This is a genomic window from Verrucomicrobiota bacterium (assembly GCA_034440155.1).
Lineage (GTDB): Bacteria > Verrucomicrobiota > Verrucomicrobiia > JAWXBN01 > JAWXBN01 > JAWXBN01.
In genome coordinates this window covers 1-24,436 of sequence record JAWXBN010000060.1, presented here as the reverse complement: position 1 = coordinate 24,436, position 24,436 = coordinate 1, and the positions used below count along the sequence as shown (strand labels likewise).

General features: G+C 51.0%; 19 protein-coding genes. 5 read left to right on the top strand and 14 right to left on the bottom strand.

Features of this window, described 5'->3' with window-relative positions; all coding sequences use genetic code 11:
* Positions 1-22: 22 nt before the first annotated feature.
* From sufC to SGI98_06340, 4 genes are all read left to right on the top strand, one after another.
* Positions 23-793: a Fe-S cluster assembly ATPase SufC gene (sufC, locus tag SGI98_06355; GenBank protein ID MDZ4743025.1), complete on the top strand. Its 771-nt coding sequence runs from the start codon at positions 23-25 to the stop codon at positions 791-793.
* Positions 794-799: 6 nt separating this feature from the next.
* Positions 800-2,152 carry a Fe-S cluster assembly protein SufD gene (sufD, locus tag SGI98_06350; GenBank protein ID MDZ4743024.1) on the top strand — a complete coding sequence of 451 codons (1,353 nt, stop codon included), beginning with the start codon at positions 800-802 and terminating at the stop codon, positions 2,150-2,152.
* Between the two features lie 68 nt (positions 2,153-2,220).
* Positions 2,221-2,769 (top strand): putative Fe-S cluster assembly protein SufT, encoded by a 549-nt coding sequence (gene sufT / locus SGI98_06345; GenBank protein MDZ4743023.1) that lies wholly within the window; start codon positions 2,221-2,223, stop codon positions 2,767-2,769.
* Positions 2,770-2,891: 122 nt separating this feature from the next.
* Complete coding sequence (locus SGI98_06340) at positions 2,892-4,133, top strand: cysteine desulfurase (GenBank protein MDZ4743022.1); 1,242 nt, start codon at positions 2,892-2,894, stop codon at positions 4,131-4,133.
* A 16-nt stretch (positions 4,134-4,149) separates the two neighbouring features.
* On the opposite strand, the gene SGI98_06335 is transcribed toward SGI98_06340, so the two are convergent.
* Genes SGI98_06335 through SGI98_06325 form a run of 3 tightly spaced genes read right to left on the bottom strand, consistent with a single transcriptional unit; the run spans position 4,150 to position 7,910 of the window.
* Positions 4,150-6,099 (bottom strand): SpoIIE family protein phosphatase, encoded by a 1,950-nt coding sequence (locus SGI98_06335; GenBank protein MDZ4743021.1) that lies wholly within the window; start codon positions 6,097-6,099, stop codon positions 4,150-4,152.
* Entirely contained in the window at positions 6,059-7,063 is a 1,005-nt protein-coding gene (locus SGI98_06330; GenBank protein MDZ4743020.1) for an ABC transporter substrate-binding protein, read from the bottom strand. Before SGI98_06330 ends, SGI98_06335 begins: the two co-directional genes overlap by 41 nt.
* A gap of 19 nt (positions 7,064-7,082) precedes the next feature.
* The gene (locus tag SGI98_06325) at positions 7,083-7,910 is read right to left on the bottom strand and encodes an anti-sigma factor antagonist (GenBank protein ID MDZ4743019.1); all 828 of its coding nucleotides are present in this window, start codon (positions 7,908-7,910) and stop codon (positions 7,083-7,085) included.
* Positions 7,911-8,021: 111 nt separating this feature from the next.
* Here SGI98_06325 and SGI98_06320 point away from each other — a divergent pair, with 111 nt between their 5' ends.
* Positions 8,022-8,624 carry a HupE/UreJ family protein gene (locus SGI98_06320; GenBank protein ID MDZ4743018.1) on the top strand — a complete coding sequence of 201 codons (603 nt, stop codon included), beginning with the start codon at positions 8,022-8,024 and terminating at the stop codon, positions 8,622-8,624.
* A gap of 75 nt (positions 8,625-8,699) precedes the next feature.
* Here the strand turns inward: SGI98_06320 and SGI98_06315 are convergent, their stop codons facing one another.
* The 11 genes from SGI98_06315 to SGI98_06265 form a co-directional block, all read right to left on the bottom strand.
* The gene (locus tag SGI98_06315) at positions 8,700-10,178 is read right to left on the bottom strand and encodes a pyruvate carboxylase subunit B (GenBank protein ID MDZ4743017.1); all 1,479 of its coding nucleotides are present in this window, start codon (positions 10,176-10,178) and stop codon (positions 8,700-8,702) included.
* A 39-nt stretch (positions 10,179-10,217) separates the two neighbouring features.
* The gene (locus SGI98_06310) at positions 10,218-11,699 is read right to left on the bottom strand and encodes a succinate CoA transferase (GenBank protein ID MDZ4743016.1); all 1,482 of its coding nucleotides are present in this window, start codon (positions 11,697-11,699) and stop codon (positions 10,218-10,220) included.
* 23 nt (positions 11,700-11,722) lie between these two features.
* Positions 11,723-12,115 (bottom strand): biotin/lipoyl-containing protein, encoded by a 393-nt coding sequence (locus SGI98_06305; protein ID MDZ4743015.1) that lies wholly within the window; start codon positions 12,113-12,115, stop codon positions 11,723-11,725.
* Positions 12,116-12,156: 41 nt separating this feature from the next.
* Positions 12,157-12,603, bottom strand: a complete 447-nt coding sequence (locus tag SGI98_06300) for a hypothetical protein (protein ID MDZ4743014.1) — start codon at positions 12,601-12,603, stop codon at positions 12,157-12,159.
* Positions 12,600-14,150, bottom strand: coding sequence for an acyl-CoA carboxylase subunit beta (locus SGI98_06295; protein ID MDZ4743013.1), 1,551 nt, complete (start codon positions 14,148-14,150; stop codon positions 12,600-12,602). The genes SGI98_06300 and SGI98_06295 overlap by 4 nt, the downstream gene beginning before the upstream one ends.
* A 24-nt stretch (positions 14,151-14,174) precedes the next feature.
* Positions 14,175-14,579, bottom strand: coding sequence for a methylmalonyl-CoA epimerase (gene mce, locus SGI98_06290; protein ID MDZ4743012.1), 405 nt, complete (start codon positions 14,577-14,579; stop codon positions 14,175-14,177).
* Between the two features lie 20 nt (positions 14,580-14,599).
* Positions 14,600-15,697 carry a methylmalonyl Co-A mutase-associated GTPase MeaB gene (gene meaB / locus SGI98_06285; protein ID MDZ4743011.1) on the bottom strand — a complete coding sequence of 366 codons (1,098 nt, stop codon included), beginning with the start codon at positions 15,695-15,697 and terminating at the stop codon, positions 14,600-14,602.
* A 2-nt stretch (positions 15,698-15,699) separates the two neighbouring features.
* Positions 15,700-17,892, bottom strand: a complete 2,193-nt coding sequence (gene scpA / locus SGI98_06280; protein ID MDZ4743010.1) for a methylmalonyl-CoA mutase — start codon at positions 17,890-17,892, stop codon at positions 15,700-15,702.
* Positions 17,889-20,024 carry a methylmalonyl-CoA mutase family protein gene (locus SGI98_06275; GenBank protein ID MDZ4743009.1) on the bottom strand — a complete coding sequence of 712 codons (2,136 nt, stop codon included), beginning with the start codon at positions 20,022-20,024 and terminating at the stop codon, positions 17,889-17,891. Before SGI98_06275 ends, scpA begins: the two co-directional genes overlap by 4 nt.
* 351 nt (positions 20,025-20,375) lie before the next feature.
* The gene (locus tag SGI98_06270; protein ID MDZ4743008.1) at positions 20,376-22,934 is read right to left on the bottom strand and encodes a DUF2309 domain-containing protein; all 2,559 of its coding nucleotides are present in this window, start codon (positions 22,932-22,934) and stop codon (positions 20,376-20,378) included.
* Positions 22,924-24,436, bottom strand: a 1,513-nt coding sequence (locus tag SGI98_06265; protein MDZ4743007.1) for an NADH-quinone oxidoreductase subunit L, incomplete at its 5' end; no start/stop codon positions are given. The genes SGI98_06270 and SGI98_06265, both read right to left, overlap by 11 nt.

The window sequence follows — 24,436 nt, the reverse complement described above, 5'->3', positions numbered from 1 at the left end:
TTAAAAAGGAAAACAATCTATTATGGCACTCTTGGAAATACGCAATTTGCACGCCTCAATCGAAGGCAAAGAAATCCTCAAAGGGATCAACCTCATCGTCAACGAGGGCGAAGTCCACGCCATCATGGGACCCAATGGCAGCGGCAAAAGCACACTCTCCCAAGTCCTCGCCGGACATCCCTCTTTTGAGGTCACCCAGGGCGAAGTCATTTACCGCGGCAAAAACCTCCTCGACCTCCCACCGGAAGGACGCGCCTGCGAAGGGCTCTTCCTCGCATTCCAATACCCGATCGAGATTCCAGGGGTAAATAACATTTATTTCCTCCGCTCTGCCTATAATGAAATCCGTAAGTACCGGGGTGAACCCGAGATGGATGCCGGTCCTTTCCTCGCCTACGTCCGCGAGAAAATGAAACTCGTCGATCTCGACCCTGACCTGCTCAAACGTTCCGTCAATGAAGGTTTCTCCGGGGGCCAAAAGAAACGGAATGAAATTTTCCAAATGGCCGTGCTGGAGCCGAAACTTGCGATCCTTGATGAGACAGACTCCGGCCTCGATATCGATGCCCTGCGAGTCGTCTCAGAAGGGGTCAATAAACTCCACCGCCCGGATAATGCCACAGTCGTCATTACCCACTACCAACGCTTGCTTGATTATATCATCCCCGACTTTGTCCATGTCCTTTCCGCCGGTAAAATCATCTCGACCGGGGACAAATCCCTCGCCCTCAAGCTCGAGAAAGATGGCTATGACTGGATTATCGAGTCCGCCGCCCAACCCGCCGGAGTCTAACCCGCCATGAACCCATCCATAGAAAATATTTTCCTCGGGGCTAACCACCAGATTGCGCAATTCATCGAGGAACACGAGAAATTCGAGAACTCTCAGGATAACTCTACCCCAAAATGGTTAAAGTCCCTGCGCAGCTCCGGCATCGCGCACTTTAGCGAGCTGGGATTCCCCACGGTGAAACACGAGGAATGGCGTTACACAAATACCGCCCCAGTCGCAGATATGCCATTCAAACCCCAGACCGCCAAGGCCCAGAGCAATTTGCGCGGCGAGGATTTCGCCCGTTATTCCCTCACTGCCATGGGCGCGCATGAGATCGTTTTTATCGACGGACAATATTCTCCCCGCTTGTCAAAGCCCGGCCATTTACCCACCGGTGCCATTGTTTGTTCTTTTGCCGAGGCTCTCAGGGAACATTCCTCCCTCCTCGAAAAGTATGTCGGCAAAAGTGTCGCGGCCGCGGATAATGGATTCGTCGCGCTGAATACCGCATTCATCCAGGACGGCATCGTGATCCATATCCCGCGCAATTTGCACGTGGAAAACCCCATTCATCTCCTCTTTATCACGACGACTGAAACCGGGACAGCTATCCAGCCGCGCAATTTGTTTGTAGCCGAAAGCGGCAGTGATGCGACCATTGTCGAAAGCCATATTTGCTGTGGCTGCAACATGCCCACGCTGAAAAACTCTGTCACTGAGGTATTTGTGGAATCCAACGCACGGCTCGAACACATTAAGCTCCAAGATGAATGTATGGAGAGTTACCACATCGCGACGATCCAAGCCGAGCTCGCCTCCGACAGCCGCTTTATGAACCACTCGGTCGCCATCGGGGCCAAGCTCTCCCGGCACAATATCCATTTGCACCTGAACGGGAAAAATATCGACGCCCTGCTTTTCGGTATCTACGCCATGGAAAATGATCAACTCTGCGACCATCATACCTTGGTCGATCACCGTAAACCCCATTGTGGTAGCCATGAATATTACCACGGTATCCTCGCTGGAAAATCACGCGGGGTCTTTAACGGCAAAATCTTTGTCCGGCAAGAAGCCCAAAAAACGGATGCCAAACAGACTAACCGCGCTATCCTCTTGGGGCGGGACGCCACGGTCAATACGAAACCGCAGCTTGAGATTTATGCCGATGATGTCAAATGCACCCACGGGGCTACCGTCGGTGAAATGAATGAAGAAGCCATCCAGTATTTGCGTTGCCGGGGCATCGCCGAGCAAAAAGCGCGGGTCATGCTCACGCAGGCATTTGCCCAAGAGATCCTCGATCGTATCGAGAATGAACCTCTCCGTGCGCATGCCAGCAAGCTTGTCGAAGGCAAATTAACCGGTATGATTTGACCAGATGATTTTTTTGGAGGGACTAACCCGCCGTAAGTGATTAATTTTGTCAGGAAACAAAAAAAAATATGAATGAACATGAGACAGTGACTTTAACGAGGGATGTATTAGCCGTCGCCATCCCCATGGGCGACAAAATCACGCTGACCTCGGGTGAAACAGTAACCATTACCCAGCGCCTCGGCGGGAATTTCACCGTCATGTCCCGTAGTTGCCTCGCCCGGATCGATGCGCGAGATGCTGATGCACTCGGCAAAGAAATCTCCGCCGCAGCTCTCGCTGCACAAAATGCGCAGGACACTGATTTTAATGAAGAGATGATCTGGCGCCAGCTCAAGACTTGTTACGATCCCGAAATCCCGGTCAATATCGTCGACCTCGGACTGGTTTACAGTTGTAACGCCCAGATCAGTCCCGATGGCAAACGCAATGTCGATGTCAAAATGACCCTGACCGCCCCCGGTTGCGGCATGGGCCCGGTCATCGCCGAAGATGCTAAAAGCAAAGTCGAAAGCATTCCCGGTGTCGAAAGCTGTAATGTCGAGGTCGTCTGGGATCCACCCTGGAACCAAGGCATGATGAGCGAAGCCGCCAAACTCCAGATGGGCCTGCTGTAGGGATTTTTAAGTGGGTAAACTTTACCTAATCAAGTTCTTGGCCTATATTACAGCCATGATGATGCAACCCAATAATGGGGAAACTCAAAGCCCCGCACACTGAAAGCATCTCCTGAAATTATATGTCCACTCTCACTACTAATCCCCTCGATGTAATAACCCTCCGGAAAGATTTCCCGGTTCTTGACCAAAAGGTCAATGGACAGCCCTTGATTTATTTCGATAACGCCGCCACCAGCCAGAAGCCGGTCTCCGTCATCCAGGCCATCAGCGACTTTTACTTGAAGGACAATAGCAATGTCCACCGGGGCATCCATGACCTCAGCAACCGCGCCACGACCGCTTTCGAGCAAGCACGCCTCAAGGTCACAAAATTCATCAATGCTACCTCGGAGGAGGAGATTATTTTCACCCGCGGTACGACTGAGGGCATTAACCTGCTGGCGGAGGCATGGGGCCGCACATTCCTCAAACCCGGGGACACCATCCTACTGACCCAGATGGAGCACCACAGTAATATGGTGCCGTGGCAAATTGTTTCGCAACACACCGGAGCCACTCTTGATTACCTCACGGTCAATGGCGACGAAGGTCTCCTCGACATGGGAGAACTCGAAAACAAATTATCCAGCGGGAAAGTCAAGTTACTGGCATTCACCCATATTTCCAATACCCTGGGCACCATTAATCCCGCGAAACAAATGTGCACCCTCGCCCGCCATTACGGTGCGGTGTCAATGATCGACGCTGCCCAGTCCATCGGGCATTGTCCGGTGGATGTGCAGGATCTCGACTGCGATTTCCTCGTCTTTAGTGGGCATAAAATGTGCGGTCCCACAGGCATCGGTGTCCTCTGGGGACGCAAGGCCCTCCTCGATTCGATGCCCCCTTATCAAAGTGGCGGGAATATGATCGACCGGGTGGAGTACATCCATAGCACTTATAAATCAGCACCGGCCAGGTTTGAAGCGGGGACCCCCGATATCGCGGGAGCTATCGGGCTGGGCGCTGCTGTGGATTATATCGAGGCTATCGGGAGGGAAACGATTTTTACCCACGATCTGGAATTAACCGCCTATGCCCTAGATCAAATGCGCGGCATCGAAAATATCCGTATTCTGGGCCCGGCACAAAACCATGCAGGATCAATTTGTTTCGTATTCCCCAAAGCCCATGCCAGTGATATCGTGACTTTGGCTGATGCACACGGGATTGCCCTGCGCGGCGGGCACCATTGTAACCAAGCCCTCATGCACCATTTCGGACTCGAAGCCACCGCCCGGGCGAGCTTCTACCTCTATAACACCACAACCGAGGTCGATATCTTTGTTAGAACGCTCAAACAAATTGCAAAGATGCTCTAAAGGGGACACGGGGACACTATTTTAAATTCACCGCGATAATCGTCATGTCATCGGACTGGTCGGCACCGGCGACGAAGGTAGCGACATCTGCTTTGAGCTTTGAAACAATTTGCTCGGGGGTATCTCCGACGCAAGTAGCGATGAACTCCGCCATTTTTTCTTCGGTATAAAATTCTTGAGCCGCATTCTCTGCCTCTACAATCCCGTCCGAGTAACCCAGTAGGGTTTGGCCCGGTTGGAGCCGAGTCCGTCCGGTTTCAAAAGTCTGTCCGGGGAAAATCCCCAATAGTCCCCCTTTACCCATTACTAAGGATTTTGAGACAAGGCCGGGGCCCAAGAGATACGTGGGGTTATGCCCGGCATTCGCAAAAACGAGTTCACCGGTTTTCACATTGAGGATCGCACAAAAAAGGCTAATAAACATATTCGTGTCATTCGAGTCGGCCAACGCATCATTGACCCTAGCTAAAGCCCTGCCCGGATCATCATCACTGCGGATAAAAGCACGTAGGTAAGCCTGAGTGACCGCCACAAAAAGGGAGGCCGGTATTCCTTTTCCGGAGGCGTCCCCGACGGCAAAGAAAAATCTGTCGGAATCCAAGAAAAAGAAATCGAAGAAATCCCCGCCCACCTCGCGGGCGGGCTGGAGATCAGCCGCCACACTCACTCGATGCGAATAAGTAGTAAGGTCGAAATTTCGGGGCACGAGGCTAGCCTGAATATCATGAGCGACCTTGAGGTCTGTCTCGATTTTTGCGCGTTGAGACGCCTCATCTTCCAGCCGGGAAATATAACTTTTCAGGTCCCCCTGCATTTTTGAAAAACTGCGCGAGAGAGTGGCGACCTCGTCTTTACCCGGTAAAACCGGTATCGGAGTGTCAAGATTCCCGGAAGCAAGTCCTTCTGCCGCTGTCTCAAGATCGGTCAACGGGCGGGTGATTGAACGGGCGATTCTCCAGACGACAATAATCAAGCCGAGCCCTCCAGCCAGACACATGATCAATCTCACTTTGCCAAGCTCATAAAGCCGCGCCATCACCTGTCGTTGCGGAAAAAAAGCACCCAATGACCAGCCCATGTCTAAGACAGGCGTATACGCGATCCAGAATTCATCACCATCATCATTGGTCAGATCTACAGGCTCGAAACCTTTCTCCCCCCGGATCATCTTTTGACCTAATGCCCTTATTCCTGTCCAACCCTTTTCCTCGGCGAGACTAAAAATGGTTTGTGTCATAATATCATTTTTATCCGGATACGTCACAAACGTCCCGCTCCGCGAAATAATAAAAGCCTTTCCCCCTTCACCCAGATCCATCCCCTCGACCAGAGTGCGCAACCACTCAAGAGAGACATCCCCCGTAACCACGCCGATAAATTTACCCGTTTTGGAATCACGGAGCGGCACAGAATAAGTCACCATGATAATATTCCCGCCACCCTCATCAAAATAAGGCTCGGTCCAAGCCGGTTTCCTGAGTTGATAAGGCAAAAAATACCAGTCTGCCTCCTTGATATGATATCCGTCGACGTGGAGATTCACCCTTTTGTTACCTTCCAAGGTCCGGTGGACATAAGGCACAATAGGTTTATTTTTACCATCCAGCGCAGGTGTATCTAAGGCAATGGCCGCCCCGTAAAGCTCATGATGCCGTTCTAAAGTCCTTTCCAAAAGACGGTAACTTTGCTCGGTTGAAAGCTTATTATCCTCGAGGACGACTGCGACTTCTTGGACGACTTTTTCGACGGCCCGTTTGACCACCTCCATTTCCCCGGCTGTGGCAGCGGCAAGATTCTCGACACGCCCGTGTAATTCCTCACTGAACATTTTACGCCCCATGACATAATCAAAATAGGTCGCAATGCCCGTAACCGTCCCTACTCCCAGGATGATTAATATCGCCAGGCGTGGTGCGATCTTGAGTTTATGGAGCATAACGGGCCCCCGGGTAAACCATCTGCTCATACACAGGTAATGCATTGAGTAATGAGGCATCTTTCATTTGTTTCGCACAACTCTCAAAATCCTCCATTGAAAGTTTTCCCGCGTGTTTACCGTTTTTTCCCTCTGGAAATATGGAAGCCAATATCTCCTCTAACATCATTTTCATATGAGTGATATTGGTCGGCAAATGGTCTTCATTCACCCGCTTCATCACTGAGGCTAAGGCGAGTTCAGGTTTATTGCGGGAAAATTCCCAACCTTCCTTGGTGGCGGCGACAAGTTTTCGAGTCATCTCAGGATTTTCGGACAGTGTCTTGTCTAAGGTATATATCCCGTCTTCGGGGAAAACAAAACCCAGGTCGGACAGGCGGATCAGGGTGAGCTCGGAAGCATCCACACCTGAAAGATAAAGCATATTGTATTCATTATAAGTCATCACCGAAGCAACATCCACCCCACGCCTCAGGAAAAGATCCATCGTGAAATATTGCGGGACTAATTCCACATCCAGATTCTGTGCCCGCAGGAATGCATACATTGACGGCCTCGGCCATCCTTGAAAAAGACTCACCCGCCGGCCTTGTAAATCATTCAGGCAACGAATCCCTCTCTCTTTCCACCCGACGAGCGCAAGATTCGAGCGTTCCATCACTTGTCCCACGAGCACCATGGGAATGCCCTTCTCACGGTTAACCATGGCAGGGGCGAGCCAGCTAATGGCAAAATCCGTCTTCCCCGTCTGAAGGTAAATACCTTGATCCTTGTCCGGTCCGCCGGAAATAATCTCCACATCCAAACCGTACTTTTTATAAATACCCTGGTCGACCGCCACATAATATCCCGCAAATTGCGACTGAGGAAACCAGGCCGTCATCAGGCGCACTTTTTGGAGCGGGATCGGTTTTTCTCCGGCATGAGAAAATCCGCCGGAAAAAGCCAGACAGAGCAGTAATCCGGACATTCGCCAATTTCGTAAGAAGTCCATGATCGCCCTTTGGATAAAATTACAATTTCGGGTCAAGTTCCCCTTTTTGCATCCGGTCAAAATAATCATCAGCTTCGGCTTCGCTGGCGAAAATTTCCAATGTAGGAAAGGCATTGGCGATATCAAAAATCTTTTTTACTTGGGGCTGGAGGTTAATCACACTACAGACACCCCCCTTGCCTTTGAGTTTCTTGTAGGTGCCTAAAACCGCCCTGAGTCCCGCAGAGCTGACATAATCAAGCTGGGACATCTCAAAAGAAATGGATTTCGCTTCATTTTCCAGGAGGTAATTAATTTTTTGCTCGAGCTGGGGAGAGGTAACCGTATCGAGCCTTCCAATAACGCTTAAAATAAAAAAACCGGGCCGTTTTTCTGTTTGTTTTATTTGCAAACTCATCATCTTATTCCTTGGTTGTGGGGGGGGTATCTTATAAAAAAGCACTTTGACTTTATTGCTTCCGTTTTCGCGTGTATACTCCATTGATTTGGAGAGTTCCTTAATCAAATGCAAGCCCAGTCCACCGATTGGACGGTCTTTTAATGCCAAGTCAAAAGCCGGGGGAGGGCCTTTAATGGGATCAAACTCATGCCCATCATCCTCGATTAGCAAAAGGATTTCCGTCCCGAGGTCATCGATTTGAATCAATATCCAATGTTCACTCTCATCATCATATCCATACTTGATGATATTTGTCACCAGCTCTTCGATCGCCAAGGTAAGCGCATACTCCACCTCCATCACCCATTCATTTTGGGCGGAGCACGTCTCGATGGCGGCATTCACATCAGCCAAAGCGTCCAACCGATTTGCTATGGTTAAGCGTAACATGATATGTTCAATATTCATTTAAAGGCTACGGATCCTTTTGCAAAAATTCAAGCTGTTAGCTTCATAATATTGTTTTTTCGGCACTTCCCGCATTGACAGTCTAGACTTTCGGAGGAATTCTCTGTATCCATGAAAATAAACACCCTCCCCCGTTTTTACAAAACTAGTGTTTTTTTGGCCCTCGCCCTTTATTGCACAATCTTTTCGGCCTCCGCCCATACAGGCCACGAGCACTCATTGGGCTTCACCAGCGGATTTGCACACCCGTGGAGTGGGCTCGACCACATGCTGGCCATGTTCGCCGTTGGCCTGTGGGCATATCAAACCGGTAAAAAGGCCGTCTGGATTATTCCCTCTAGTTTTATAGGATTAATGAGCATTGGTTTTTTGACTGGAATGAATGGGCATACACTTTCCATAACAGAACCCATGATCCTTGCTTCTGTCATGGTGATCGGCATCGCCCTTTTTACTGCACGCAAATTGCCCCTCGCCCTTTGCTCCATCATCGTCGGGGTATTCGCCTTCTTCCACGGGTACGCCCACGGCAATGAAATGACTACAGGCACAAACTCCCTCCTCTACGCGAGCGGCTTTTTGACCAGCACCTTTGCCCTGCACCTTGCCGGAATCGCAACGGGTATCCTCTCGGGGAGGTTACTCCACCCCCTTGCCATGCGGTATGCCGGACTAGCCATCGCTGTTACCGGATTATTTCTAGGGTTCGAATAAAATCCGGGCAATAAAAAGCCCGTGCGGATGGGTACCATCACAAACACGGGCTTCGAGATTGTATCAGACGATTAATTATTTTACTTCTTCGACGGTGGCCTGATAAGTTTTGTCATTAATCTTTATCGAGATGGATTTTCCCGCACCTTCAACGGCTGTAGAGGCTATTGACGTAGTGATTGCCGGGGCCGGGGCGGCAGCGGCTTTAGGTTGTTCCGCCGGTTTTTTGTAATATTGGGTGATCTGTTGGGGGAACATCGCATAAAGAACAGCTGTCTCGTCATCGACAGGCAGGTCATTTTTCTTGAGTTCCTCGCGGAGTTTATCCATCCCGGGGGGTAATTCACTGGCAGGCCGGTCGGTCATGACCTTCTGGCCCGTTTTTTGTTCAGCAAGTTTGATAATTTCTGGATCCACCGGGGCCGGGGTTTTTCCGAAACGTCCCAGGGCAAGGTCTAAGGTTTGTTGCGGCATACTTTTCCAACGTCCCATCTTCACATTCATCATCGCCTGGGTACCGACAATTTGTGATGTCGGGGTGACCAAGGGGATAAACCCGAGTTTTTCCCGGACATAAACCACCTCTTCGAGCACCTCATTCCAACGGTCGATCATGTTATGCTGTTTAAGCTGGGAAACAAAGTTACTCAGCATTCCTCCCGGAATCTGGTAAATCAGCACGTCTTCCTGGACTTTTTCATTCATCGGATCGGTGAATGCGATTAATTCCTTATAGATTTCTTTGAAATAAACACTGAGTTCACGCAAGGTCTTCTCATCGTAATGAGGTGCCCGTGGATGACCGTGGAGCATTTCTTGCATGAGTAAGGTGTCGGGCTGGGCTGAACCATTAGCAAATGGCGCGATCGAACAATCAATCGCATCGGCCCCGGCCTCGGTCACTTGGTAATACGTGACGGGCGCAAAACCAGTCGTGGAGTGACTGTGGACGACGACAGGGATTTTTAACTTCGCCTTTAATCCCTTGACCAATGTCACTCCATCACCGGGGGAAAGAATACCGGCCATATCCTTCACACAAATCGATTGGCAGCCAAGAGCCTCCATATCCAGGCCAAACTTGATATACCCGTCGATCGTATGGACAGGACTGGTCGTATAACTAATGGTTCCCTGTGCATGTTTCCCATTTTTTAAAACAGCTTTGATCGATGTCTCGATATTACGGATATCATTGAGCGCATCAAAGATACGGAACATGTCCATGCCCGCTTTGGCTGCACAATCTACAAATGCTTCCACGACATCATCGGCGTACTGGGTGTAACCGACAATATTCTGGCCGCGTAAGAGCATGCTGTGGGGGGTCTTTGTGATTTTGGTCTTGAGTTTGCGCAGACGCTCAAAAGGATTTTCATTTAAGAAACGTAAACATGCGTCAATCGTCGCTCCACCCCATGTTTCGAGCATGCCGAAACCTAAGCCGTCGAGTTTCTCGGCCACGGGTAACATTTGCTCGACTTTCATGCGGGTCGCCGCGAGGGACTGGTGCCCGTCGCGGAGTACTGTATTATTAAAAACGATTTTTTCCATAGGGGGCATTTTCCTTTTTATTGTCTGGTAAACTTGTTTCTAGCTCCACTGTACTTTTCTCATGTCGCCGGTCTTTGCAAACTCTTCATGCATGCGGAAGGCCATGGACAATGTATGGTTTGTGTGGGTTTGTTTCGAATGGTTCAGATAGGCACTCAGGATCGGGTGGTACTCGGGATGGACACACTTATTTAGGATTTCCTCGGCGCGTTCATGTGGAGATTTTCCGCGCAAATCGGCGATCCCCCGATCCGTAATAACGATTTGTACCGAGTGCTCATTATGATCGATATGGCTGACCATAGGAACGATTGTGCTGATCTTGCCATCTTTGACGATCGACGGGCAAGTAAAGATCGAGATATAGGAATTCCGGGTAAAATCCCCTGACCCCCCAATTCCATTCATCATCTGGGCCCCTAATACATGCGTGCTATTCACATTACCAAAGAGATCGACTTCGATGGCTGTATTTATCGAGACAATCCCGATACGTCGGACGATTTCCGGGTTATTCGAGATTTCCTGCGGACGCAAAACGAGTTTGGGTTTAAAGAAATCCATATTCCCGTATATTTGTTTCAGCACGGGGTTACTCACAGTCAACGAGCATCCACTGGCGAATTTAATCCTGTTCTCGCTCATCAGTTTAATCACCGAGTCCTGGATGACTTCCGTATACATTTCAAAAGCGGGAATATCCGGATTTGATCCCATGGCAAATAAAACCGCATTAGCCACATCACCCACACCACTTTGGATCGGGAGGAATTCTTTCGGGATCCGTCCGGCTTTCATTTCAGCGGCCAGGAAAGCGGCCACATTTTTGCCGATTTTGATCGTGACATCATTCGGCTCGGGAAATGTATTAGTTTCATCAGGCAGATTCGTTTCCACAATGCCCGCAATTTTAGACGGGTCCACTTTGATGACTGGTGAACCGATACGGTCGGAAACCTTGTAGATCGGGATCTCACGGCGGTGCGGGGGATCCAATGGCTGGTAGTTATCGTGGATCCCTTTTAATTCCTTCGGATGATAGGCATTTAACTCCACAAAAATCTTCTCGGCCACTTGGCAATACGTGGGTGAAGTCCCGACTGATGTGCTCAATACAATCGTCCCGTCTTCTTCGACGGCACAAGCCTCAACAATCGCCCATTTCACTTTACCCAAAAAGCCATAACGCACATTCTGCGCAATTTGCGACAGGTGCATGTCAAAAAACTTCACTTCACCGGCGTTGATTTTCTTGCGTAACTCACCATCGGACTGGTATGGGGTCCGGAATAAGACGGCATCGGCCGCCGCCAAGGCTCCGTCGAGGGAACGGCCAGTCGAAGCACCCGTTAATACCCCGATTTTAAAGGGGCGTCCGGCTGCGTGTTCTGCTTTAGCTTTTTCTGCAATGGCTAACGGGATGACTTTCGCGGCGCCGGCAGGGGTAAACCCGCTGAAACCAATCGAATCCCCGTGTTCAATCATTTTTGCGGCTTCTTGGGCTGTAATTCTAGGGATCATATTCTTTATATTCCTTTTATCTTCTATTCAATTGTAATCAGGCCTTGGCCTTCATCGACAGACTCTCCGGCAACCACAAGCACCGCTTTGACTGTCCCTGATTTATGGGCGGTAACCGCGGTATACATTTTCATGGCTTCCAAAGTCATCACAGTATCCCCTTCATTTACTGCTTGGCCGACAGTTGCAGCCACGGAAACAACCACGCCCGAGAGCGGACAAGGCAAATCATTTGCCCCGGCTGATTTCGAGGTGCCTGACGTAGCAGGTGCGGCTGCTGCAGCCACTGGAGCCACAGCGGCGGCTTGGGCCACAGGAGCGACTCGACGGACAGGAGCAGGAGCCCCTTCATTTTGGGGCATTTGAATTTCCACATCGTAAGAGACACCTTCTATTGTGATTTTGAGCTTTTTCATTTTTATTCGAATCCCTTTGATCAATCATTATTTAAATTTATTTAGCGGACATGGTGTGAAGAGAAATGGGCACGTCGCCCTTCCGTAGACCAGCCGGGTCCTCCTGTACGTGAGCCGGCGAATGAAATCCTCCGGATACGGCCTGACCCCGTCATTTGTGAAACCACTGCAAAAATGGCTACCAAATGATGCTTGGGTATGTCACCCGGAGCAATAGTTGCAGGCACAGCGGCTGTGGCAGTCACCACGGACTCTATGGCAGGTGCGGATGGAGTACTCACAGCGGTCGTAATGTCCTTCTTGGCCGGTTCAGTAGCTTTTTTATCCAAACCATCCAAACGTTCCTGTAATGAAGAAACCTTTGAAGTGAGCTTGGCCAGCCAAACAAAGAGAATAACAATCACCGCTACTCCCAGCCAGCAAGCCGGCCCCATATTCATGGGGCAAGTTGTCTGGGAGAAGAAAAGATTGCAGGTGGATAAAATCATAGTGGGATATTTCCGTGTTTTTTGGCAGGACGTGTTTCCCTCTTGGAGAGTGTCATCCTTAGAGCCAAGGAGACCGTTGACCGTGTTTTTGCTGGGTCAATGACATCGGTAATCATATTTTTCGATGCCGCCATATAAGGGGAAGCAAAACGCTCGCGGTACTTCTCGATCATTTCCACTTCCTTGGCTTTCGGATCCGTAGAGGCTTTGATTTCCTTACGGTACAGGATCTTTGTCGCCCCTTCCGCACCCATGACTGCAATTTCTGCCGTCGGCCACGCGAAAACCATATTTGCACCCATGTCTTTACTGCACATGGCGAGGTAAGCCCCGCCGTAAGCCTTTCGGAGGATGACCGTGATTTTCGGCACCGTCGCTGAGGCATAGGCAAAAAGCATCTTTGCCCCGTGGCGGATAATCCCCCCTTTTTCTTGGGCGACACCCGGCATGAATCCGGGTACGTCCACGAGGGTCACTAGCGGAATATTAAAGACGTTACAGAAGCGGATAAAACGGGCGGCTTTATCCGAGGAGTCAATATCGAGAGTTCCCGCCTTGACCTTTGGTTGGTTAGCGACGATCCCGACGACCATCCCATGGATCCTGGCGAATCCGACAATAATATTTTTAGCCCATTCTTTTTGGACCTCGAGGATTTTCCCGTCATCGACAAGGCGTTTAATCACTTCCATCACATCCAACGGCGTTTTATTATCCTCTGGTATGATCTCATTCATCGAAGGATTATCTTCAAGATGGAGGTCACCCATGTGATGGGGCGGGTCCTGGAGGTTATTGCTCGGTAAATAACTCAGGAGGTCTTTTGTAATCGAGATCGCATCATGCTCATCCTCGGCGATAAAATGAATGTTCCCACTCACACTTCCATGGGCCATCGCACTGCCGATCTCCTCCATCGTGGTGGTTTGCCCCGTGGCGGCTTTAATGACATCAGGTCCGCATATAAACATATTTGCATTACCCTTGATCATGATGATGAAATCCATGAGCGCGGGCGAATAAGCCGCACCACCAGCACAAGGCCCTGAGATCAAAGCAATTTGCGGCACCACACCGGATAATTCGACATTCTTATAAAATACATGTCCGTAACCGCTCAAGGAATTCACCCCTTCTTGAATGCGCGCCCCACCGGAATCATTAAAACCAACCACAGGCATGCCGACTTTGGCGGCGTAATCCATGATCTCACAGATTTTTTCCGCATGGGTCTTCCCCAATGAACCACCGGCTACAGTAAAATCTTGGCTGAAAGAAGCCACCGGACGGCTCTCGACATATCCGCAACCCGTCGCCACCCCGTCCCCGGGAAGGTCTTTACCTTCGAGACCGAACTCATGGCAATCGTGCTCGGCCAACAAACCGAACTCTTGAAAAGTATTTTCATCAAAAAGCTCGGTCAGCCGCTGACGCGCCCCTAAAAGCCCTTTTTCATTACGGGCTTCGATTTTATCACGGCCACCACCGGCTTCTGCCGTAGCGCGCCTCTTTTTTAATTCATCGAGTAAATGCTGATTAATGGCCATAGGTCTCTTTCCCGTCTTTTTTGGTTAGTGTTTATCAGAGCAAAATTCTGTGAGTACACCGAATGATGATTTTGGATGGAGGAATGCGACGAGTTTTTCGTGGGCACCTTCAAAGGGTATTTCGTGGATCAAACGGACATTGGCATTTTTCGCCTGCTCGAGCTGGCCGGTGATATTATCCGTCCCAAAAGCAATATGATGGATTCCCTCTCCATTTTTTTCGATGAATTTCGCGACCGGGCTTTCTGGGCTGGTCGGTTCGAGCAGCTCAATATGTGTCTGGCCCACAGTAAAAAAGGCGGTCTTCACTTTTTGCGATTCTACGGTTTCGATATGTTCGCATTTGAGGCCCAAGGCTTTTTCGTAATAGGGGACCGTCTCGTCGAGCGATTTGACGGCTATCCCGATGTGATCGATTTTATTTATCATAATTTTTTATTCCTTACCCCTTAGTTTTTTTCAAAATGACTAACAATCCTTGAGACAATATTTTCTACGGCGAGCGCAGGAGCCACCTTGCCTTCGAGCACATCCGAGCGCACGCGGGCCAGCTCTGGGGCGATTTGCGCACCGTGGATGAAAGTATTAATGACTTTCTCCTGCAAAAGGCTCTCAAACCATTGTGCTAATTGCTCCGCGCGCCGTTGCCCAAAGACCTCGGACCCCTGAGTCGTTTTTAAAAACTCTTCAATAACCGACCATACATCAGTAATGCCATCCCCGGTCTTTGCCGAACAGACCTCAGCCCTCGGTGACCATCCCGGTGTGGGTGAAGAGAGCAAATGCAGCACGGATTTTAAATCCACCGCCGTCCTCATGGCCCGGTCCCGATTATCCCCGTCGGCTTTGGTGACTAGAAATCCATCACCCATTTCAATAATTCCTTTTTTGATTCCCTGTAAATCATCCCCGGCCCCGGCCAAAAGCAGCACCAGAAAATAATCCACCATGTCGCGCACCATTGTTTCGCTCTGGCCGACCCCGACAGTCTCGACAAGAATCACATCGAAACCAAAAGCTTCGCAAAGGGAAATCGTCTCGCGGGTCCTGCGGGCGACTCCTCCCAAAGTATTGCCTGATGGCGAGGGACGGATAAAAGCATTTGGATGATTTGATAAATGCTCCATCCTCGTTTTATCCCCCAATATACTCCCGTGTGAACGCTGACTGCTGGGATCCACTGCCAGGACAGCCACCTTCCGGCCGTTGCCGCAAAGGTTTAACCCAAACGACTCGATAAAAGTGCTTTTACCCACGCCGGGCACACCGGTAATCCCCACGCGCACGGCCCCGCCGGTATACGGCATCAGTTCCTGCAAAATCTCCTGCGCTAATTTCTGGTGCTTGGGGGCGGTACTTTCAATCAAGGTAATCGCCCTGGCTAACAGACTGCGGTTACCCTGCAAAATCCCTGTGACAAAATCTTCTTTCCGGAGTGTATTCAGCGGTTGGATAAAATCCTCCTCTTGCAAATTAGTTTTTGCCCCGGACACAATACCATCCTGCTCCGCACGTGCGGAATCCGTGGATTGTACTGGGGCATCCACCATCATGCCACGGTAGCCCCCGCAAGTCGACCCTTCAGTAACACAAGGATTTTCTTGGCAGACTCAGGAATCACTGTCCCTGGACCAAAAATCGCACTGGCACCGTTAGCGTAAAGGAATTCATAATCCTGCGCAGGAATAACCCCTCCACAGACGACCATGATATCTTCACGACCCAGCTTGGTGAGTTCTTCAATGAGTTTCGGCAATAAAGTCTTGTGCCCAGCAGCTAGGGAACTCATCGCTACGACATGACAATCATTCTCGACAGCTTGTTTAGCCGTTTCCTCAGGAGTCTGGAAAAGAGGACCGATATCGACATCAAATCCCATATCCGCAAAAGCCGTCGCGACTACTTTGGCCCCACGGTCATGTCCGTCCTGGCCCATCTTTGCAATCATGATGCGGGGACGGCGCCCTTCTTCTTTGGCGAATTCATCGGTGAGTTTCTGCACATCTTTAATCTCATGGCGTTCGCCGAATTCCTTACTATAAACCCCGGATATGGAGTGAATGACGGCCTGATGGCGGCCAAAGACTTTCTCACAGGCATCCGAGATTTCACCGAGGCTGGCACGTTGTCTGGCGGCATCGACAGCCAGTTCGAGCAAATTGCCCACACCGTTTTTTGCACATTCATGGAGTTTTTCTAGGGCGGCACGGACTTTCGTGTCATCACGCTCAGCGCGCAATTTGTGCAGGCGTTTAATCTGGGACTCACGGACAGCGGAGTTATCAATATCGAGAATATCCAAGGGATGCTCTTTTGTCGGGCGGTATTTATTCACGCCGATAATAACTTCCTGGCCGCTATCGATCCTAGCTTGGCGGCGGGCGGAGACTTCTTCGATTCGTTTTTTTGGTAATCCTGTCTCGATCGCTTTAGCCATGCCACCGAGTTTTTCGACCTCCTCAATATGGCTCCAGGCACGGCGCATGAGGGCGTCCGTCAGGGCCTCGACATAATAAGACCCGCCCCAAGGATCGACCACACGACAAATCCCGGTTTCTTCCTGTAGATAGAGCTGGGTATTACGTGCGATACGGGCGGAGAAATCTGTCGGCAAAGCGATGGCTTCGTCCAAGGCATTTGTGTGTAAAGACTGGGTGTGCCCGAGGGTGGCGGCCATGGCTTCGATACAGGTGCGGACAATGTTATTAAAAGGATCCTGCTCGGTGAGACTCCAGCCGGAGGTCTGTGAATGGGTGCGTAACGCCATTGATTTGGCACTCTTCGGGTGAAACTCCTTCACGATCTTGGCCCAAAGCAGACGCGCGGCACGCATCTTGGCGATTTCCATAAAGAAATTCTTCCCCTGTGCCCAGAAAAATGACAGGCGCGGTGCAAAAGCATCGATTTCAATACCAGCCTTAATTCCCGCTCGGATGTATTCGAGCCCGTCAGCCAGTGTGTAAGCCAGCTCGAGGTCTGCCGAGGCACCCGCTTCCTGCATGTGGTAACCGGAGATGGATATCGAGTTAAATCTCGGCATGTACTTCGATGTATAGGAGAAGATATCCGCAATGATTTTCATCGAGGGTTCGGGCGGATAAATATAAGTATTGCGCACCATGTACTCCTTGAGGATATCATTCTGGATCGTCCCGGAGAGTTCCTCGAGTCTTGCCCCTTGCTCAAGGGCGGTGACGATGTAGAAGGCGAGTACAGGTAACACCGCACCATTCATCGTCATGGAAACGGAGATCTTATCGAGGGGAATACCCGCAAATAGAATCTCCATGTCCAGGATAGAATCAATCGCCACACCCGCTTTGCCGACATCCCCTATGACCCTCGGATGATCTGAGTCGTATCCACGGTGTGTGGCGAGATCGAACGCGACAGAAAGGCCTTTTTGGCCCGCCGCTAAATTTCTACGATAAAAGGCATTTGACTCCTCGGCCGTGGAAAATCCGGCATACTGACGGATCGTCCATGGTTGCATCACGTACATCGCGGCATACGGCCCGCGCAGGAAGGGAGGGAGTCCTGCTGTGTAATCCAAATGCTCCAGTTTCTTGAGGTCTTCACTGGTATAAAGGGGTTTGATCTCGATTTTCTCCATCGCCTCGACCATCAGGTCATTCAGCGGTTGTTTGGATTCACGCTCGACCTTCTTCTCCCACTCTTCATAGGAGGATTTCGGGGACTCCATTGACAGGGGGATATTTTCGAAATTGGGGATTGTACTCATACGAGGGACTCCATTTGATTAATCAAACCGTTCAAAAACTCAAAATTAGGGACTCGCACATTGATAAAACTGTCTACCCCAGCGGCCTTCCAAGCGGCCTCATTATCTCCAGGGGCACCGGCGACAATCACGACGCGACGGCCCGGTAACGCTTTGAGGGCGGCGGCGAGATCCGGGACATGTTGCGTATATTTTTCATCGGTGGAACATATCACAACAGCTTTTGCTTTGCCTACCTTCGCCGCTTCCACCGCTTCGGCGACCGTACCGAAATCTTTATCGGCCAGCACCTTGACTCCACCGACCTGGAGGAAACTACTCGTCCAGTCTGCGCGCAGTCGGTATTCCCGTGATGCCCCGACATTGAGCTGGAGGACGGTTAAATCCTGCCCGTGTTTTTTGGCATAATCCTCACATTTTTTCCTCAACCCCTCGTAAAGGGCAGAGGGGCGGAAGAGCGGGAGTTTTTCAATCGGTTCTTCCATCGCCTGATTAGCACGGAGCACACGCGAGACCTCTCCCAGACTGGCTCCAGCAAGGACGGCTTCAGCCGCTGTCGAAACAAGTTTCTCGGATTCCTTCCCTCTAAGCTTTGATAAGAGGGCGAGTATCTGGCTATCCTCGGAGGGCTCGGCACTCTGGCGGTAAGTGGATATTTCCGCCTGTCTTCTCTTGAAAATCTCCATCGCATCCGGGATACGCGGGGTCGGCAACACTTCCCTGGGATTCGGGTAATTATTCACCCCGACGACAATATCCTTGCGGTTCCCCGCATTTTTAATCCGTTGATCCCGGATTGCAGTAATTTGTTTCTGGATAGTACCCGTGCGTAATCCTTTTTCCATTCCCCCGTCGGCTTCGATTTTTTGGAAGAGTTCCCAAGCTTTTTCAGCCAGATCCTTCGTGAGGTTTTCAATAAACCATGATCCGCCCGCAGGATCGATAACGTCGGTCAGGAGACATTCATGTTTCAGGATTAACTGGGTATTGCGCGCCATACGTCGGGAGAAATCGTCGGGCACTTGATAGACCTCGTCAAACGGGCTGACATGCATCGAGTTACACTGGCCCAAAATCGCCGCAAATGCCTCGGTCGTCCCGCGTAATACATTATTATACGCATCCACCACGGTTTTATCACGGGTGGCTGTACGTGCATGGATCCACATTTTCTGGGCTTCGGATTTCCCACCACTGGCCTGGATGACTTTCGACCAGAGCAGCCGGGCGGCACGCAGTTTTGCCAGCTCCATAAAGAAATTCGTCCCGATCCCGTAAACAAATTGCATCCGGGGGGCAGTATCATCCACGCTTAACCCGTTAGACTCGAAACGCCTCAGGTACTCGACCCCTGTGGCCATGGAGTAAGCCAGCTCCTGAACGGCATTCGCCCCGGCATCATGGTAAGCAGAAGCCGAAACTGTGATCGTCTGGAAATGGAGTTTTTTGGCGGAGACATATTTTGTCAGGATCGCGATTTCCTCAAATAACGTATCGAGATTAATAGGTAAACGCCCCAAGGAAGCCCATATCCCGAATGGATCGGACTCGAAACATCCGTGCAGCTTTTTGACATTCACCGCGTATTTCTGTGTCCAAGCAAAGAAAACAATCGCCAAAGCCAGACAGCTCGGCCCACCACGCAGGTAAACAGAGTGATTCTCCACATCGATCCCTTTAAATAACGTGTCGAAATCCTGGATATTCGAGAGGGAGACTCCGCACATGCCGACCTCGGCAGGTTGCGCATAATCTGGATCGTTGCCAAACTGGGTAATCAAATCGGGGAGAATCTGGATTTCCGTCTGGCCATTAGCCAAGTCATTCCGCAATGCTTCATTAACTAATTGTGGTGTCCCGTAAGGAAGCTCTTGGGATATTTCCCAGACTTTGCTGCGATAACCGGAGGCCGAACTGCAACGCATGAAATCCGCTTGCCCGGGCAGCTGCTCAAGGTGTTTGAATCCTGAAATGTCTTGGCGGGAATAAATCGGCTGGAGTGTAATACCCTCATAAGTCTGGGTGAGCAGCTTTTTCTCGAAGGATGCCCCTTTTAAAAGTGCCTCAGCAGCACTTCTCCATTCATCCGGTGTGGATGCTTTGAATCCTCCTAAAAGTCGGTCTGTTACCATGTTTAAAGAATAGTGGCAACGGCAACGGAGTCGAGGGGTTGTTTGATAATATGTCCTTGTATACGAGACATTTCGGATTAATTATGTCCCCTTAAATCATCAGATTAAACTTCGATAAAATCCTTGCTTTTGAGAAATCCGGTATTCAACCCGCTCTGGCTAAAGATGATATAATAGTAACTATTTTAAGATAATCACCCGATTTAATCCCCGCGCTCACCGCCATAACCTTGGATCAAGAGGCTTACTCGCCTCCTCTCATCGTCCTTAAAACGACAAGTTTCTTTTCTCAGAGTGCCTTCAGGATTCTCCTCCGGCTACAGAATTTGCTCAAGAAAAGCACCATGGTTCTCAAACCATCGCTAAGGCTGAGGCACCCTCAGAAACTCCCGCAGCATCAGCCGGGGCATTATCCATTTCCTCACTTTGCCATTCGTAACCTCCGGCGTAACGAAAGCACTCCCCGCCTCCGGGTTTGATCGCAAAGAGGTGCAACCATCCGTGATCCATCAGTGCGCGGACCTCCGGGTGTTTTTTCAGTACTACATTGATGGATTCCGTGCTGGCCTCGATGATCACACTCAGCCGGAGGGGTTCGTGCATCCACCGAGTACCGTCATGGACCGACTGCATTGGCAGCCCTGTCTGGAGATCCCCGGCATTTCCCTGCCAGACTCCTAAGACTCCCACCACATTGTGCAGTACTTTATTCCCGCTCCCAAAAAGGCGGTTATTCACCGTGGAGGCGTAGTATTGAAGGTTGATCCAGCTGGCCACCACCACGGGCGCGCACAAGATCAGCTCCAAGACTGATCCGGACGGATCGAGGTTGACATCATAATTATGCAGAAAGACCCGGCCCTGCAAATTTAATCCCCGAGTCCGCTCACGAGGCGCCGCGATAAATGCTGCGTTGCCTGCGAGCCCCCATTCAGGACGGACCTGTGCCCAGTCCTTACTGCGCTGACGGATTTTCTCGTCAAAGCGGGGGTGTGAAATCTGGTCCTGCATTCCTAGCCTTGTGGCGCGTTCACGCCGGGTCACTGCCGAGGCTCGGTCGAGCCATCCCCGCACCGTTTCTAGGAGGGCCCGGTCCGCGGACTGCGTCACCTCATCTTCAAAGAGATGGACATCATCAGTGGTGGTATTATGTAAACCCGCTAGGAAAACTGTATCATCTGGAATGTGGATATCTATCTTCCGGAGTCCCACACGAACGTCTAGATCGTTGAAAAGGGCCACCGCCACCCGGGCATTCACATCCCCGGCGTGTCCTCCACATGCCCCGCAGTCTAACCCCGAACCGTAGGGGTTATTCCGAGTCTGGCTGCCGTGTCCGCAGATGAGAACAAACCGTGCAAATCCGGAGGTCAAGCCCATGTTGCGTAACGCTCCGGCGGCCATGTTTATTTTCGATTCATCATCTATGCCCGTGTCAAACCCGTGCGCATGGCCATGGTGATGTCCCTTACGGACCAGGCTCACTTGTGGCGTACTGGGTTTTCCGCAACATGTGCCGGGTTTTTCAGAAGTGTGCAGTCGAAGTGAATCCTGTACAAGTCCGACACCGTAGGCGAGTCCGACCGTTTCTACAAAGGGGAAACACGAGACAGCAGAGGTTTTAAAGGCGTTCCACGCGGCCCCGATTCTCTGACCGAAAACCAGTCGCCTGTGCATGGACTCATCCTGACCGGGAGAGGAGTCTTGGAGCGTCTCGCGGATAGTGAGCGCGGGGTTCAGTAACACCGGACACTGGACATTCCCGTGTCTGCGCCCCATCGGCAGGTATTCGACGGCTATCCCGAAAAATCCGGCAAATCCAATCGTCTCGATTTCCGCGGAGCGCCCCTCCAGATTCCGCCGGTAAATCTCCGAACGGACATCGATGCAGAAAATCGCCTGCAACGTTTTACGGGCAGACATGGTTTCCTCCTGCCGACCGAGACAACCAGCCATTCCCTTAAATAAACGTCTTTGAAAGGAATTTTCCAGTGTTTGTTGGGCCAGCAGACGACACAGGATACTTGCCTCAGGAATCATTTTCTGCGGGGCATCCATCCCGGCGACTTGTGTTTTCCATTGTGCCCACCCCTTTCCTTTAATCCCTTTGAAAAGAACTAGGTCATAAACTAATCTGAGCGCTAGAAACTCCACAAGTGAGGTGTCCTCTTGGCCATTCATCCCCGCTTGGCGCACCCGGTATTGGATATAACCACCCCACCCCCCCACACTCATGATCTGCCTGTGCAAAAAGTCGGTCATTCCCGCCTCCGGCACCTCCAAGATTCCCATAATCATCTGGATGGTCTCCATGGGATCCTCGGAGAGTCCATCGACGATCTTGCGAAAATCCCCCATCCCCATCAGCCCGGGGTTAGCGTCGAACCGTGCCGCCTCCCTCCAGGCCTTGTAAAACGATTGCCCTCGCCAAGGCATCCTCCACGATGACTGTCCTTCATCAAAATAAACCGAACACCATTTGGATACCTCCTCGACGACAAAGGCGCTCCAGGCTGTTCCTTCATTTTTGTCCCGCCAGTCGGCCACGGTTAATACTGGGTCCTGTCCTTGTCCGCCTTCGGACATTTTTAAGTACCTAACGAGTCCATCGACATTGCGGTGGTCGTATTCCGGTAAACCCTTCAGAGCCCCGTCCCTCTCGAGCTGCTGGCAGGCTTTAATAATATCCTCATCTTGTATATCACCGGTTTCCAGCCTTTTTAAATAATAGGACGGTGGCATCAGTATATCCCCGTGTCCGACTCGCTGCATGAGGCCGGCCGCACCCGCAAACGGCATGTCCGCCATTCCGAGAAAGGGGTTTACCGCCACAAAGTTTTTCAGCGGCCACAAAGGCGGGATCCGCCGGCAAGCAGTTTGCATCGACTGGAGGAGTATATCATTTTTCATAGGAGGATTCCTTTATGTTACGCGTTTGCACCGGCCAAAATTGCATAGTGAGACGATTGGCGAGGGTATTAAAATAAAAGCCATTCCGGGCATGTACATACAGGGCCTGGAAAAAGGTGCGCCGACTCCACCAAGGGATCAGCGATTGAAACAAGAGAATCCCGAAAAAAAGCACCAGCAAGAGGAGCATGAGTCCATAGTCGACATAACTCCGTCCGGGCGCGTAAACAGGCAAGGCCGGGCCGAGCAACTGCTCAAAGACCATGTGCAGGACATAATACACGGCACCGACTCCAGCCACCATCAATGCGCCTGCGGCCACCATCATTGTACTCATCGAGTGTCTCCATAAATTCCACACCATATAGGTCAGGGACATCATGAATACACTACAGAGTAACCAGAGGCCGGGCTTCTCAACGAGGCCCACACCGACTACCCGGGAGAAGATAAATACCAGCCCGACGGCCACGATCAATGCCCCGGCCAATATCCCAGTACCCCGGGTCGACCCCCTTGAGGGAGGTGTCCAAGCCGCCTTGGCCATATTGACAATGCTCCCGGAGGATAGGAATGCATGTGCCTTATACAAGGAATGGGCCACGAGATGCAAAACCGCCAGAGAAAATGCCCCTAGTCCGCATTGCAACATCATGAATCCCATCTGTGCAACTGTCGAAAAAGCCAGGGCCCGCTTGACGCTGGCATGCGTCAGCATGACTAGGGAGGCAAATATAGCCGTCACAGCCCCAAATACAGCCAGTGTGTTTAAGGCCGTCGGTGATAGGGACACCAAGGGACTGAGCCGTACAATCAGGAAGCCCCCGGCATTAATGATCCCCGCATGCATGAGGGCCGACACAGGAGTAGGAGTCTCCATCGTGTCAGGTAACCAGCTGTGGAATGGGAACTGCGCGGATTTCAGGAGGGCCGTAGTGACAATCAACAAACAGAGCATGGTCAAAGTCCCCCCGCCCGCTCCATATAGGGATGATGAAAGCGCGGGAATGGCCGCAAAAATCTGCTGGAAATCCCAGGTATGGAACTGCCGATAGGTGAGAATAACCACTCCCAGAAGACACAGGTCGCCCAACCGGCTAATGATGAATTTTTTCCGCGCGGCAAGCATAGCACCCGGGCGGTCAGGATAAAAGACCAGCAATTTGTGTAGGCACAGGCTAGTGGCGCTCCATGCGACCGCAAAAAACACGAGATTTCCTGACATCACAATACACAGGACTGATCCCGTCGTTAAACAAAGCCACCGGGTGAATCCTCCCTGGCGCGGATCCCCGTCCATGTATTGGCGGGAGTACCGGAGTACCACCGCGCCCAAAAAGGAAACCAGCATCAAAATGATCGCTGAAAGTGTGTCGTAATAAATCCCCACCGATAACGGGCCCCACTCCAGAAAACGGAATGCCAAGGTCCCTTCACTCACCAGTATCAACGCACTGGCTAATGCCCCCACAAACGATATCACCCCGAGGCCCGCCCCGAGC